Here is a 13493-nt window from a genome sequence, read left to right on the forward strand (position 1 = left end):
GGTAGTTCGGGCGGTCCTGGATTTCCATGATCAGGCCGCCTCCAGGCCGTCATCGGCACAGGCCACCTAACGTGCACGTTCATCGCCCGACCGTGCGGGCTCCGTTGCTGACGGAGCCCGCACGGTCTGTCAGGCCACGACCTTCCGGGGCCGCCCCGGTCCGGTCTTCCCACTGATGAGGCCGATCGCAATCTGGGCACTGCGCTCCCCGAGCGGCCGCAGCGCCGGGTCACGGGCGAGCTGGCGGAGCACCTTGTCAATCGCCGGCTCGTAGTTCGACCTAGTAGCGCCGCCAGCGCCGGCCCGCCACATCCCCGTCTTCACGTCGTAGACCGTGGTAGCGAGCGTGCCCTCGAAGAACTGGTGCACCTTGATCCGCTCGCCTGCTTCGTTCTGCCCGTCGCGCAGAGCCTCCCGGTCCCACGGAAGCTTAGCAAGACCGTCGACTACGGCATGGGTGTTCAGCCCTTGGGCGGTGCCAGCGGCAATGGTGTTCGCGATAACGTGCAGTCCGGCGGCAGATGAGTGGACGTACCTCTTCTTGAACTCCGGCACTGTGATCTTTCCCGAAGCGATTTCTTTCCAGCCAGGCACGGTCTCGTACGCATAGTCGAGAGTCGCGACGATATCTCTTCCGACCAGTGCGATCGCCGTGTCTTCCGTGACTCCCGCCGCCTTTGCGCGCGTCGCGACGATTGCTGAGAGCAGCGTCTCCCGCTGCTCCGGAGTTCGGTCACGGACTCCGACTCCAGCCATTGATGCGGCCGCCGAACGCACCGCTGCTGCCGGGTAGAGGTCGTCGAACTTGCGCCCCTTCTTGGCGGCCAGCGCGCGCGATGCGGTCGTCGAGAGGTAGGAGACGCGACTGTCGAGAAGACGTGACTGCCGGGTCACGTACAGGCCCAGCCGGTTCTGGCACGTGCTCTTGTCCATCACCGCGATGAGGTTGGGCGAGATCGGCTTCGTCGAACCCATCCGCACGAAGATCGTCGAGAGGATGTCCGCGTCGCTCTCCAGTAGCATCGTCATCTCGACCGATGTCTTCTCAAGGTACTGACGAACCTTGCCTGCATCGCCGTCTTCAGCGTTCTTCACGGTCGGCCACACCGTTGTTGCCATCCTGATTCGGTGCTGACCGTCCTCCACTACTGGGTTCGGGGCGTCCTCGTGCACGGTGGCGTACACCAGAGAGACGTGCTCGCTGATCTTCTGAAGAACCTCAATCTTGACATCTTTCTTCGCCAGAGCCACCGTGAGTGTTCCGAGATACGGGCGGTCCGTGGATCGGATCCCGTCGGCGATTTTCTTGACGTGCGCCTCGGTGATGTCGCGGTTTCCGTGTTGCGTGTCGTCGTCGACATCGAAGTCGTTGCGGTTGAGCAGTCGGTCGAATGTGAAGCGTTCGGCGATCTCGACGAACGGGACCTCGAAGGTCAACTTGGGCATGACGCCGGCGTAGGTCATAAACGCCAGCTTCTGGAACTTGATGCCCGAACGGATCTTGGAGCCCCGGAGGGCGTCAAGATCAAGCTCGTTGGGCGTGTCGTCGGACACGGGTAACCTACCTTCTGCGAACCAGGCGTTCGCGATCAGCGGCCCGGCGTCTGCGACTCCCCACGAGCATGGACGCCGGGCCGCGCTGTGTTATGCGTCACGCACGCTAGCAGGCAAAATCCCAGCAGAAAATAGGCCGGCCTATTTTCGACCGAATTTTCACGGTGTGGTTCCGGTTGGTCACCGGTTGCGACTGGGGCTGCCGAAACGCAGGTGCAGGCTTGCAGTAAGTCGTGCGGCCAGCTGCGGGCGTTTCAAGCGGGGTGCTGGGTGTCGCGCGGGCGGGATCGGGGTTGGGTGGACGGTACGCTTCGTGGACGGTCGTCGTGCTCAGTAGCTCGATCAAGCTTGGTCAGGTAGTTCGTGTCAGCCTGCAGGTTCATGATCAAGCAGTCTCCAAGACGTCGCTGCCACCAGGCCGCCCGAACACCGCGTCACTGGCCTGCCGAGCCCGCTGGTGGCTCGACGGGACCAGGTGCGTGTACGTCCGCAGCGTGAAGCCCGCGTCGGAGTGCCCCAGGTACTCAGCCAACTCCTTGATCGAGACCGCGCGGGACAGGAGGGTCGACGCGTAGAAGTGCCGCAGCGCGTGCATGCCGTCGGCCCGGCCACGGTGGGTGGTCTCTGACTCCCTGAACCCGCCCTGCCAGACGACCTTGGTGAAGAGGTCGCCGGTGTACAGGCGGCCGGCCTCGCCGGTGACGAGCAGCCGGACCGTGACCCGATCGCCGTCGGGCTTCTTCCACGGAAGCGTGACAGCGGTCGCCGGGAACCGGTCGTCGTTGTCGTCGATCTCCGCCAGCAGGGCGGGGGAGAGCGGCACCGTCCGCGTCTTGCCGCCCTTCGGCGGAGCGAACATCATCACGCCCTTGACGGTCTTGATCTGCCGCTGAACGCGGACCACCATCTCCTCCCGGTCGATGTCGTCCGGCGAGAAGCCCAGAATCTCGCCCTGACGCAGCCCGAGCCCGGACCCGAGCGGGACGACAACGCGGAACCGCTCACCAAGCCCGGTCCGCACCTTGTGCACTCGCTCTTCCGGTCAGACCACGACCTGCGGACTGCTGCCCACCGGCCGCCGAACGGTCTTCGCCTGACAGGGGTTCTCCCGGATCAACTTGTCGTCGATCGCCGAGTCCAGGACGCCGGTCACGATGGTAAACAGCACAACCTGATAGTTGGCCGCGAGCCGCTTCTCTTCCATCACGCCAAGCCAGTCACGAATGGTCGACGGCTTGATCTGCCCGAACTTCAGGTGCCCGAATACCGGGTAGATCTGGCTTTCGAGTCGGCTACGCAGAATCTCCCGGGTTGCCGGGTCGGGTGACTGCGCCTTGAGCCAGTTCTCAGCTTGTTGCCGAAACGTCTTGGACGACGAGCGTGGATCGATGTACTTGTCCTCGCGCTTGTCCGACTCCACGCCGATGAGGAAGTCGTCCGCGCGCTTCTTTTGCTTGTCAGGGAACGACTTCGAACGCTCCTCGCCGTCCGGGTCGAGGTAGCGCACCTTGTACCGCAGGCCGATGCCGTACAGCTCAGTCTTTTCGAGCACTGGCTTTCCCCGCCCGTTCAGGAGAACCTTCCCAGTCTCCTTGTCACGGGCAGGGCGGTACCAGCGATCTTGGATGTGTCCCATCAGGCTGCCGCCTCCCCGTTGACCCAGGCTTGGACCTTGGCCGGGTCGTAGCGGAGATGACGGCCGATCTTCCGGACCGGCGGACCCTCGCCGCGCCACTTCCACTGGTAGAGCGTCTTGACCGGGACGCCAAGGTAGGCGGACACGTCGTCAACCGACCAGAGCCGATCCGTGTTGCTGATGTTCATCTGTTCCCCCTGGTTAGGCTGCGAGCTGAGTTGCCGAAGTTTCCGGGCCGTCCCCAGGTGGTCCGGCGGCTGCGAGTAGCGCGCGGTCGTACTCGGCCTTCCACGTGATCCGTTCCGCGATGGCGCGCATGACCAGATGCGGCCGAGGCGGGACCTGTGGGTCGCCGGGCTCGACTTTGCGCCAGACCAGCCGGGCCGGGTCGGGCTGTGGCTTCTCGATCCCGATCGCCGCCAACGCCTGTGTCACAAGGGCTTTCCGGTCGGCCTTGTGGTCGTCGAGGGTCTTCCCGGACCACTTCCGCGACACCAACACCCGACGACCGGGCAGCCCAAGCGTGGTCCGCCGGTGAGCGCGGCCCTTGCAATGCCCCGGCGTGGTCTTGCTGCCCGCGCCTTTCGGCTGAACCCCGTACAACAGCCAGACCGCGCACCGGGGCGAGCACGGCGTCACCGACAGCTCGGCGTGCAGCCGGTCATGGTGATCCCGCAGCCGCGCTGTGTCCGCCTCGACCACTTCACCGGTGGACTTGGTGAGGTACTTGGTCAGGTAGCCGATGTGGCGGCCGGCCTCTTCGGTCCCGCCAAGGATGCCCTTCGAATGCACCTGCCGCCCGAACACGACGACATGCGCCGGGTCCTCCACCGCTTCCACGGCGTCATCCCAGCTGGTCAGCGGTTCCCGGGTGTCCGGGTCCAGGAACGCGCGGGTGTCCGGATCCCAGACCGGCAGTCGGTCGGTGTAGACCACCTGGTCGTGGTTGGGCCACCAGACCTGGTGATACGTGGCTTCGGTGACCTGCCGGATCACGTCGTGCGGGATCGCCCCACGGATCGCCGCGTGCAGGTGCGGAAGCCGTCCGCTTCTGCGGCTCAACCGTGGCGAAGTACTGCGCGTCCCAGCCGACGACCCGGCGCAGGTTCTGCCACCACCGATCCACCAGCGCCGAGAAGTGCACCGCATCCCGGGCCGCCCGCCGGTAGTCGTACCGGGACGGGTCCACCGGGGCGCCATCGCGGACCGGGCCGTAGGAGTCGCAGGTCAGCGTCACAAACATGGACGGCCGGAACTTCCCGGCGAACTCCCTGCCGACGGTGGTCTTGGCGACCTTCTGCCGGGGCAGGTTTGGCGCGTCCTGCCGACGACGGGTCGACCGCTTCACGCCTCGTTTGGTCGGGACGTCGAGGGCGGGCAGCCGGCCCCGCATCCCGAGTTGCCGAAGTTCCGCATCAACCCCGGCGACCTCCTCCCGCAGTTCCTCGGCTTCGGCCTGGTCGTGCTCGACCACCTCCCGATACGCCGCCACCAAGTCCGCCCGGTAGGTCAACAGCTCCTTGTGATCCTCCGACGGCGGCTCGGCCGCGAGATTGGGTTCTTCGGTCATGTGCCAGCCTTCGCGGCATTGGGCCTGCCGCAGGGCCTTCGCCTTCCGCGCACACGGCAGGCACACCGACTCCACGGTGGACCCGCAGGGCACGGGGACGTAGCGGAGTTCGCCGGTCTCGGTGTCGCCGACCTCCATCGTGAACGGGCGGACGCAGACGCCGTGCTTCTCCGCCGTCGCCCGAATCACGTCGGCCGCGAGCGGTGTCCGCATCCGTTCGGCCCGCGTCCCAGCAGTGGCCGGCTGGGTCTGTTCCTGGTCGGTCATCAGGCGGCCACCTCCCCGGAGCGGGTCCATTGCCGGAGCACGAACACGGGCATGTCCTGCCGCGACCCGGCGGGCAGGTCCAGGAACAGATCCTCGGAGAAGTCGACCGCGCCGTAGACGCGGACCGGGACCCCGCAGGGCATCCGGCCGCTGACGATCAGATGGACCGACGTTCCAGCGGGTGTCCGCCAGATCTGCGCAGAGACCTCATCCAGCGTCTCGGCCCAGGTCACCAGCGCCGACGCCACCTCGGGCAGCTCCCGCCGGGCACCGAGCTGCACCCAGATCGGGTCCGGACCCGACGTCACGTTCACCGACGCCACCGGACCCAACACGTGCAAGTCGAGGTGATCCCGGATTGCGTCGAGAAAGACCATGGTCGTGTTCACGCCGCCACCCCTTCGCCGCCGAGCACGGGCCGAGCTACGCCGCCGTTGGTGACGTAGTGCTCCAGGGCCTTCACCGTGTCGTCGCCGACCCACCCGGCCCGGATGCGCAGGGGTTCGCGGATGCCCTCGCCCCACACGTAGCCGACCCCGGCTTCGGAGTCGCCGATCCGGTTGGCCCACGCGCCCCGTTCATACGCGCCGTCTCCGAGGACCATGCCGACGTGCGTCTTCGAGGTCACCCGCAGGCACACGCGGCGGGTGAACAGCTCGCGGACCGGGACCGTGTCCTTCGTCGGTTCCTGGACGTAGCCCCGCACGGTGATCCCGAGCGCCCGCCCCTGCGTGGTCAGCAGGGCAACCCGTTCGACAATCTGATCGCGGATCTTGCGGTCGGTGTACTTGGTCAGGGCGCCGATCTCGTCGAACTCGAGCAGCTCCAGCGGGTGTTCGGCACTGATCGGGACAGTCCGCAGGCGTCCGGCGAACTCAGCTTTGCGAGCCTCCATCGTGCCCACGAGGTCGTCCAGGACCTCGATCGCGTCCTTACCGGACACCGCGTACCGAGCGAAGATCCCGCGCCCGTAGGCCAGTTCCATGCCCTTGGGATCGATCCCGGACACGCGGACCACGCCCGCGCGGATCGCCGGGGCCGCCGACACCAGCGGACACCACATCACCGAGTTCTTCCCCGCGCCCGAAGCACCGGCCGTCAGGCAGTGCGCGCCGGAACCGGACAGCGGGACTCGCCAGTCCTGCCCGTATTCGGTGTGGCCGGACCACACGCGCCGGAGATCCACACCGATCGCGTCAGCCGCCAGCAGATCGGGCACCGGCAGCGAGTGCACGACCGAGCCGAGCAGGTCCCGCCGCTGGAAGTCGACCGACACCACGTTGGGCTCCAGCTCCCGCACCTGGCAGCGGGCGACCCTCCGCGCCGACGCCAGCGCACGAGCGGCCTCGTCGAAATCCTCCGGCTTCTGGCCGGCCACCAGCTGAACCCGCACCTCATCCCACGACGGCCCCGACCGGACGCCGAGGACCTTCGGCATCTGCACTCCGGCTTGCCGAGCGATCGCCCGGGGAGGCCTTCCGGCGACCTACCAGGTTCACCGTCACTTCCACCGGCAGCACGTCATCGCGGACGCTCAGGCCGCAAGCGTGCAGCCAGCCGGGGAGCTTGCGTCCGTAGACCGCCCAACGAGCCCACCACGAGCGCAGGAACCGCCAGCACCACTGATCGAACGACACGATGTCGACCAATCGCCACAGGCCGAGGATTAGCGCCAGGCCGCCGAGGATGAGCACGGGCGACAGCCAGCCCAGCCACACGCTCCACAGGTAGACGGCGACTACGGCAAGGCTTGTCCGCCAGCGCGTCACCACCTGCGCCAGCAGCCAGAACGCCGCCTTGCAGGCCCACCACAGGGCGACGAACACAACCACCATCGCGGCCAGCGCCTCGACCACCGACGCCAACGCGCGACCGATCTTGTGCAGCACCCAGACACCCAGCCCCAGCACACCCAGGGCCACCACGACGAATCCCGGAGACAGGGTCATCACCGGCCACCTCGCAACACCGCCGAGAGATCCAGCGGCAACGCGCCCAAGCAGGGGGCGCACTTGGTCTCACCCGGCAGCAGCCGAGCGAACCGCTTGCATTCCGCGCAGCGCGAGCGGGTGACCCCCACTGGCGCACGGTTGTTGCCATCGTCTAGCGTTTGCATTGTTCACACCTCGCGGTTGTGGACAGCGCAGGAGCGGCATGGTTGGTAGCCGAGTTTCCGCTTCTGCGCCTTACGGTTCCGCGTCGCCGGAAGAGGACGCGTTTCATCGCCGCACGTCATAGCGCGCGTTTTTCGTTGCAATGTTTGACTGTCCGTGTGTCTACACAGGACTATTTAGACTCCGACTTGCCGCCCTGGATCTGCGCCGACACCTCCCCCGCCTTCCGCCGCTCGTAAGCCGCCCAGTACAACGCCTCGTGGTGATGCCCCCGGTCGACGTCGGCAACCTTCTTGTACATCCGCGCGTTCGCCTGCCGGAAGGCCAGCCACACTGCCGGGTTCGCGTCCGGCGCCGGAAGACGCTCCGTTGCGATCTCGTGCGCGTCCCGCAGTGTGCGCGGCTCAACCGGCTTGCTCATCACGCACCAGCCGAGCCGCCGCGCGAGCTTCGAGGAGCGCCGCCAGGTCCTCCGCGCCGTCGCGGAGCTGGCGAAGGAACTTCACGCAGGCTGGCCACATCGCCGGGTCGTCCGGCGGCCGCAGCATCACCACGCACGGCGGCCCCGCGAGCGCCAGCATCGGCGGATGCGTCGGGTCCGAACCAGTCTCCTCGACCGTCAGTTCCGCTTCCCGCCCGACGATCCACGTCACGCCGAGCCCGTCCCAGTTGGCCGTCATGCCGCCCCGCCTTGCTTGCCCATTCCTTCGACAGCTCTTCGAACCCCTCGGCGGCTGACTCCAGAGCCGCGACGCACCACCAGGGCAGACCTCGCGACTTGGCCAGCTCATGCCACGCTCGCGACACCCGATGTGCCGCACTCGCCTTGTTCTCGGCGTTCGTCGGCGACAGCACCGCAGACCCGTGCTCCCAGGCCGCCATGTAGTCGCGGTACGCCTGCTCCCACGCCCGGACCAGCTCGTGAAACGCCGCAGCATTGCGAACCGGTCCGGACGTGTTCATGTTGCTCACGCCGCCTTGGTCGACGCTTCACCGGTCGCGGTCGACCGCGTGGACTTGGACCCGGAACCGCTTTCGGCCGCCTTGAAGCCGGTCGCACGGAAGGCGTAGGACAGGTACTTGAACTCCCCCTGCCCGGCCACCTTCGCTTCGGCCGTCAAACCCTCCAGCTCGATCGGGCGCATGCCCGGCAGCGCCTCCGACGTCAGGGGAACCGGCTGGACGTCGGCCAAAAGCGTGATCTCGAACGAAGCGCGCTTCGCCTTGGTCTCGTCCGGGTCGGTGACGGTGGCCTTCCACTGCCGCTTGCCGGTGGCTTCGTCGACCCGCTGCCGAGCCGGACGACCCGCTGCCCGGTCTTCCCGAGACTGGTATTCGTTGTCGGGTGCCACCTCGCCCACCAGCACCAAGCCCTGCGGAAACGCGTTGTCGAACTCGATCGGGAACCGGTGTCCCTTCATGATCGCCATGTCAGAGGCCCTTTCTCAGCCGTTTGCGGCCTTGTCGCCGCTCCCCTTGGTATGCCGAGGTCCTTCTAGGTATACCAAGATTTGGCATGCCAAGTCAACTAAGCTGATCAAGCAGGCCCGAACCAGGCAGGAGAGCGACCGTGCCCGAGCACATGTACGAACGCGTTGCTGACGTGCTGCGCGAGCGGATCGTCAGCGGAGATCTCGCACCAGGCGACCGGCTGCCATCGCAGGAGGCGCTGAGCGAGCAGTTCGACGTGTCGCGCATCGTCGCCCGCGAGGCCCTGGACCTGCTGGAGAGTGAAGGACTGATCGATCGCGTCCAGCGACTCGGCGCGTTCGTCCGCCGGTATCAGCCGCTCATCCGCAGGTCGGAGCAGCATTACCGCACCAACCCCGGCGCCCCGTTCGCCGAGGAGGCACTAGCCGCCGAGCGCATCCCCCGGTACGGCCACGAGACGTACCCGGATCGCGCGAGCGCCGACATCGCCCACCGACTTGAGATCCCGGTCGGAGCCGACGTCATGCGCACCGACTACACGTCGTACGCGAACGACGAGCCGATGATGCTCACGCACTCGTACGAGCCGCTGGAGATCACCAAGGGCACTGTGATCGAGCGACCCGAGGAAGGCGTCATGATGACGGCCGGCCTGGTCGACCGCTTCACGGCTATCGACATGCGGCCGACGCGGGTCGTCGAGAGACTTCGTTCGCGAATGCCCCGGCCGTCGGAGACGGAGGCCCTGAAGCTCCGCAAGGGGACGCCGGTTGTGATCATCGTGCGGACCACGTACTCAAACGAGACACCCGTGGAAACCGCCGACATATTGTTGGATGCACATAGGTTCGAGCTTGAATACGTGCTCCGCGTAGACCCATTGCAATAGGGGCATGAAAATACGAAAGGCGCCCGCCGCATTGGTTCGCGGCGGGCGCCTTTGTCGTATGCCTAGCAGTTGATCAGTTCGGGCTTCTGGTTGAGGATCTGCGCGCGCGGCGAGACGAACTCCTCGTACTCCTTGACCGCCGACGGGGCGAACAGGCCCGTCTTGCAGCAGTTCTGGAAGGCTAGCCGGACGCCGTACTTCCGCTCGACGGCCCCGCGCATCGAGTCGCTGGCAGCGAAGCGCAGCAGCTCACCCCACGCCTGGTCATCCGGCGGCACGGTGCCGTCCTCGGCGACCGTCGCGCCGCCCTCGTACTGCTTGACCAGCCGCTCGACGACCGACCAGGCGTAGGGAAGCGAGTTCTGCACGCAGGCCAGGAATTCGTCATCGGTCATCGCGCCCGCCTGCGCCTTCCTGACCAATTCTTCCGGGACTGTCAACGACATCGCGGCACATCCTCTCGGGGTCAACGCTGCTGTCTTCTAGTTAACGCCCTGCACGTTCGGATGGCGACCGCCCAAAAGCGTGAAACGCTACGTGCCTGGCTGACGCTTCGTATGCAAGCCATCTGTGTGAGCAAATATGCACTTATTCGCGCGTGACGATTGGACTTTGTGTGCGGCCATAGTCTTTCGTGCAACTTTCACATGCAAGAGCAATGGGAAAACTTCGGTCGCGGCTGCCCATGTGGTCTAGCTAATTCTGTCGTTCATCGGGCGGCAACCCTGGAGGTGCGGGTCGTAACAAGTTGCCGCCTTTCCTCGATACATTTGCTATGACTCACGGTTGGAAGGTAGGTTGCAGAGAGTCGCTTCAAGGTGTCCGTCTGTCTCCAGTGCAAGGGCGCCTCGGGGGCTCGTCTTTGTCGGATCGATCGCAACTACAGTAACGGAATGATCAGTAATGGATGCACGCTTCTTTGCCGACGACCCGATCAAGTCGAATGATGCCGACCGCATCGATCGTCTAAGTTTTGCAAAGCAGATTGCGACTATATGCGAGCAAGTCGGGATGCAAAGCAAGACCTCTGTGATGGCCTTGATCGGGCCATGGGGAAGCGGAAAATCCTCAATTCTCGAACTATCCAAGAACGTACTCGAGGATCGTTCTGAAAACTGGACAATAGTCAACTATAATCCTTGGCTATTCTCCGATATAGAAAGTCTTCTGCAGAACTACTTCAACACTCTGAGCTCGGCGCTTCCGGAAAAGCGAGGAAAGGTTGCTCGAAAGAAGCTGGCAACCTACGCTGAGGCGCTCTCGCCTCTAGGAAAACTAACCTCGTTGGCGGGCTTTGATGCTAGCGGGATGACCAAAAAGGCCGCAGAAATTTTGCGCGGCGACAACTCTATTGATAAGCGTAAGCAAGATCTTGAACAAGCTCTTGAGGACTATGATCAAAAGATACTTGTCATTATTGATGATATCGACAGGCTGCAGCCTCAGGAGCTTTTGCTAGTATTCAAGCTTATTCGACTCATTGGACGACTGCCGAATATCTATTACATACTCGCTTACGACGAGCACACTGTGATCGATGCGTTGCAGCGCTCGGAGCTGGTCTATGAGAGCGTAGAGCGCGCGCATGATTATCTGGAAAAGATTGTACAAATAAGACTAGACCTTCCTCCTTTGCATGATGATCATCGAGAAGCGCTAGTGGATGACGGCTTGGAGAGTTTCTTCTCTCAATTCAACATATCGATTTCCGATTCGGATAAGCAGCGCCTCGGCTGGATCTATCACGCCTACTTAAAAGACGACCTGCGGGAGCCGCGCGCGATAAATCGGTTCATTGCGCAGCTATATGCGATGTATGCCCTGGTGCATGACGAGGTTGACGTAGTCGACTTCCTCGCGTTGACTTTTATGCGAACGTTCGAGCCTGCTCTTTACAGGAGTGTTCTACTAAACCGTGAGGAGCTTGTGGGGCGTTCGCTGAAGCTTGCAGCGGAGAGATTGTCTTCGGACGATAAAAAGAAAAAATGGGAAGACAGAATCGCTGCTTTGAATGTCTCTGAGCAATCGCGAAAGCGGATGCTCGACCTGCTGGTTGCACTATTCCCGGATTGGTTTCAAAACTACAATTCGGGCAGGGCCTCTGTTCAATCTGTGCAAAATGATGATTACTTTGACCGGTACTTCATGTTCGGAGTGCCGAGTTCGGATATACCTGATTCGGTCGTACTAAAGGCTCTTGCAAAGATGCCAGAGGAGGAGAGTGAAGAACTCTCACTGGTTGTCAGTTCGATGCAGAAAAACCCTTCGAGGGTTTTACGGAAGATTAGCACATTCAATTCGCAAAAAATCCTCGAAAATGCTCCTGGGGTCTTCGCATTTCTGGCTCACCAGTACGACCAGCTTCCCTCGCGAGACAGCCTTCTTGACATGCCCGAAATTTTGCTGATTCTTGTTGCGACGGATATTCTAGAGGCTTTCGAAGATGTGGAGGCTGTCCAGCTCCTCCAGGATGCCATTGATGCCGCAGATATTAAGTTCGTTGCCGACTTGACTCTACGTGCAATCAAAAAATCCGAGGAAACCCATCGAAGCTTTGGGTGGATAGAAGGTATTCGGCCAGTTTTGACTCAAAAGTTCGAGCAAATTGCATCCGAGTTGGGTCGGCGGCCAATGGTGGAGGTATACGATTTGTTTCCTTTGTTGTATCGAGCGGCATGGCTTGACGGGGACTCGGAATCACTCAAGGGTATCTTGTGGCAGAATATTGAGTTTGGAGAATGGGAACTGGTAGAAGTCCTCGGTCGTCTTGTAGCGGAGAGCATTAGGAGTGGGGGCTCAAGGACTATCGTTGAACTAAAAGAGGAAAGAATTGAAGAGCTGCTTGGAGTGGAAAGGGTGATTTCCGAACTGGGCGACCTGCTTGACCGTGAAGACGACAATTTAGACAGAGACCTTAACGAAGCACTTGCAACGAAAGAGAACAAGGAAGCATACGCGATAGCGGTCATGCGGCGCTTGAAGCGAAAGCGAAGCCAATCATCGTAGCTGTCACTGCTGCCGAATTTGGCTCTATGGGATCAAGGCGCCGCCGTCGGCGGCGCACCTCGGGGCCGCACGGCGGCCCCGCCCAAGTGCGGCACGGACGGCCTGCCGCTCCGCTCCGGCCGCCGGCCGCCGGGCGGCCCGCCGGAGGTCACCTTGTGTGCAGCGCCACCGACAGCGCCACCCCATGAGCAAGGAGGCGGCACCCGGTCGCATCTCACGCGGAGTTTGGCCCTGCTCAGCGCGGACGCTCGCGGGTGCCGCGCCATGCACTCTACGGGAGGACTGGGAAGTCTTCGCAAGATCGATGACCGGTTCGGGCGAAGCGGCCACCCACGCGCGGTGGCCGCTCCCTCGCAGGCGATCGTTTAACACCGGCCCGCCGACATCAAGGGCGCCTACGGCGTCGCTCCGCGATGAGCTGCGCTCACCCTTGACACCGACGACCCGGCGCTAAGCGCGGCAGGGGCGAGGAAGACGGGGACGGACAGCCACCGCGCTACCTGCCTCGCCGACGCCGACCAGCCGGAGGAGTGCCGAGATGAAGCAGCCGAGCCGCCGACGCAGCCCCAATCAGGGCACACTGTGGAGCCGCTTCCAGCTCACCGACTGGCAAGCGCGAGCAGTTGGACGCGGCAAAACCCCGAGCGTCGCCAGGCCGTCTACAGGCCGTCGGAGGTCGGGGAAGGCCAAGATCCACCGAGAATTACCGAGATGGATCGCCGCAGCTCAGAGGCTGTTTTCGGGAATGATCGCCAGGTCGGCTCAGACCTGCCGCAAGATCACCCAGATTTATGAGGGGACCAACCAGATTCAGAAGGTTGTTATGGCTCGGGCTTTGCTGAAGGGGTAGTTTTCCGCCACCCCGAAGCCTGGATTGTGACTACGGCCGGCGGCAGTTCGTCAAGGCGGGAAAGTGAAGTGCTCCGAAGGTTCCGGACACGTCTTCCAAGTAGGCTGCTGGAGGATCCCGAGGAGTGTTTCATGGCCAGGAGACAGCGAAGGTATTCGCCGGAGTTGAAGGCCGAG

11 protein-coding genes and 2 pseudogenes are annotated in these 13493 nt (G+C 63.5%); 2 read left to right on the forward strand and 11 right to left on the reverse strand.

Features of this window, described 5'->3' with window-relative positions; all coding sequences use genetic code 11:
• Positions 1–129 precede the first annotated feature (129 nt).
• From C2L58_RS30275 to C2L58_RS30315, 10 genes and pseudogenes are all read right to left on the reverse strand, one after another.
• Positions 130–1554 carry a DNA sulfur modification protein DndB gene (locus C2L58_RS30275; protein ID WP_199191512.1) on the reverse strand — a complete coding sequence of 475 codons (1425 nt, stop codon included), beginning with the start codon at positions 1552–1554 and terminating at the stop codon, positions 130–132.
• Positions 1555–1939: 385 nt separating this feature from the next.
• Positions 1940–2584 carry a tyrosine-type recombinase/integrase gene (locus C2L58_RS50805; protein WP_233226020.1) on the reverse strand — a complete coding sequence of 215 codons (645 nt, stop codon included), beginning with the start codon at positions 2582–2584 and terminating at the stop codon, positions 1940–1942.
• A 12-nt stretch (positions 2585–2596) separates the two neighbouring features.
• Positions 2597–3106 (reverse strand): N-terminal phage integrase SAM-like domain-containing protein, encoded by a 510-nt coding sequence (locus C2L58_RS50810; RefSeq protein WP_233226021.1) that lies wholly within the window; start codon positions 3104–3106, stop codon positions 2597–2599.
• Positions 3107–3189: 83 nt separating this feature from the next.
• Entirely contained in the window at positions 3190–3378 is a 189-nt protein-coding gene (locus tag C2L58_RS30285) for a helix-turn-helix transcriptional regulator (protein ID WP_103341078.1), read from the reverse strand.
• 13 nt (positions 3379–3391) lie between these two features.
• Positions 3392–5027 (reverse strand): annotated as a pseudogene (locus C2L58_RS30290) (replication initiator).
• Positions 5027–5416 (reverse strand): hypothetical protein, encoded by a 390-nt coding sequence (locus C2L58_RS30295; RefSeq protein ID WP_103341079.1) that lies wholly within the window; start codon positions 5414–5416, stop codon positions 5027–5029. Before C2L58_RS30295 ends, C2L58_RS30290 begins: the two are co-directional and overlap by 1 nt.
• Positions 5413–6976 (reverse strand): annotated as a pseudogene (locus C2L58_RS30300) (FtsK/SpoIIIE domain-containing protein). The gene C2L58_RS30295 and the pseudogene C2L58_RS30300 overlap by 4 nt, the downstream one beginning before the upstream one ends.
• A gap of 337 nt (positions 6977–7313) precedes the next feature.
• On the reverse strand, positions 7314–7562 hold the full coding sequence (locus C2L58_RS30305; protein ID WP_103341080.1) for an AMED_5909 family protein: 249 nt from the start codon (positions 7560–7562) through the stop codon (positions 7314–7316).
• Positions 7546–7821 (reverse strand): hypothetical protein, encoded by a 276-nt coding sequence (locus C2L58_RS30310; RefSeq protein ID WP_103341081.1) that lies wholly within the window; start codon positions 7819–7821, stop codon positions 7546–7548. The genes C2L58_RS30305 and C2L58_RS30310 overlap by 17 nt, the downstream gene beginning before the upstream one ends.
• A gap of 288 nt (positions 7822–8109) precedes the next feature.
• On the reverse strand, positions 8110–8571 hold the full coding sequence (locus tag C2L58_RS30315; protein WP_103341082.1) for a hypothetical protein: 462 nt from the start codon (positions 8569–8571) through the stop codon (positions 8110–8112).
• 140 nt (positions 8572–8711) lie between these two features.
• On the opposite strand from C2L58_RS30315, the gene C2L58_RS30320 reads away from it, so the two are divergent.
• The gene (locus C2L58_RS30320; protein WP_103341083.1) at positions 8712–9461 is read left to right on the forward strand and encodes a GntR family transcriptional regulator; all 750 of its coding nucleotides are present in this window, start codon (positions 8712–8714) and stop codon (positions 9459–9461) included.
• 62 nt (positions 9462–9523) lie between these two features.
• Here the strand turns inward: C2L58_RS30320 and C2L58_RS30325 are convergent, their stop codons facing one another.
• Entirely contained in the window at positions 9524–9907 is a 384-nt protein-coding gene (locus tag C2L58_RS30325) for an SCO5389 family protein (RefSeq protein ID WP_086838179.1), read from the reverse strand.
• 457 nt (positions 9908–10364) lie between these two features.
• On the opposite strand from C2L58_RS30325, the gene C2L58_RS30330 reads away from it, so the two are divergent.
• Entirely contained in the window at positions 10365–12467 is a 2103-nt protein-coding gene (locus C2L58_RS30330) for a KAP family P-loop NTPase fold protein (protein ID WP_103341084.1), read from the forward strand.
• Positions 12468–13493 lie beyond the last annotated feature (1026 nt).

Origin of the sequence: Amycolatopsis sp. CA-126428, assembly GCF_002904335.1 — a bacterium.
In the GTDB taxonomy this organism is placed as follows: domain Bacteria; phylum Actinomycetota; class Actinomycetes; order Mycobacteriales; family Pseudonocardiaceae; genus Amycolatopsis.

Coding starts and splice junctions, on each gene's coding strand:
- C2L58_RS30325 (WP_086838179.1), bottom strand. CDS start 9,907: ATGTCGTTGACAGTCCCGGAAGAATTGGTCAGGAAGGCGCAGGCGGGC.
- C2L58_RS30285 (WP_103341078.1), bottom strand. CDS start 3,378: ATGAACATCAGCAACACGGATCGGCTCTGGTCGGTTGACGACGTGTCC.
- C2L58_RS30330 (WP_103341084.1), top strand. CDS start 10,365: ATGGATGCACGCTTCTTTGCCGACGACCCGATCAAGTCGAATGATGCC.
- C2L58_RS30305 (WP_103341080.1), bottom strand. CDS start 7,562: ATGAGCAAGCCGGTTGAGCCGCGCACACTGCGGGACGCGCACGAGATC.
- C2L58_RS30315 (WP_103341082.1), bottom strand. CDS start 8,571: ATGGCGATCATGAAGGGACACCGGTTCCCGATCGAGTTCGACAACGCG.
- C2L58_RS30310 (WP_103341081.1), bottom strand. CDS start 7,821: ATGACGGCCAACTGGGACGGGCTCGGCGTGACGTGGATCGTCGGGCGG.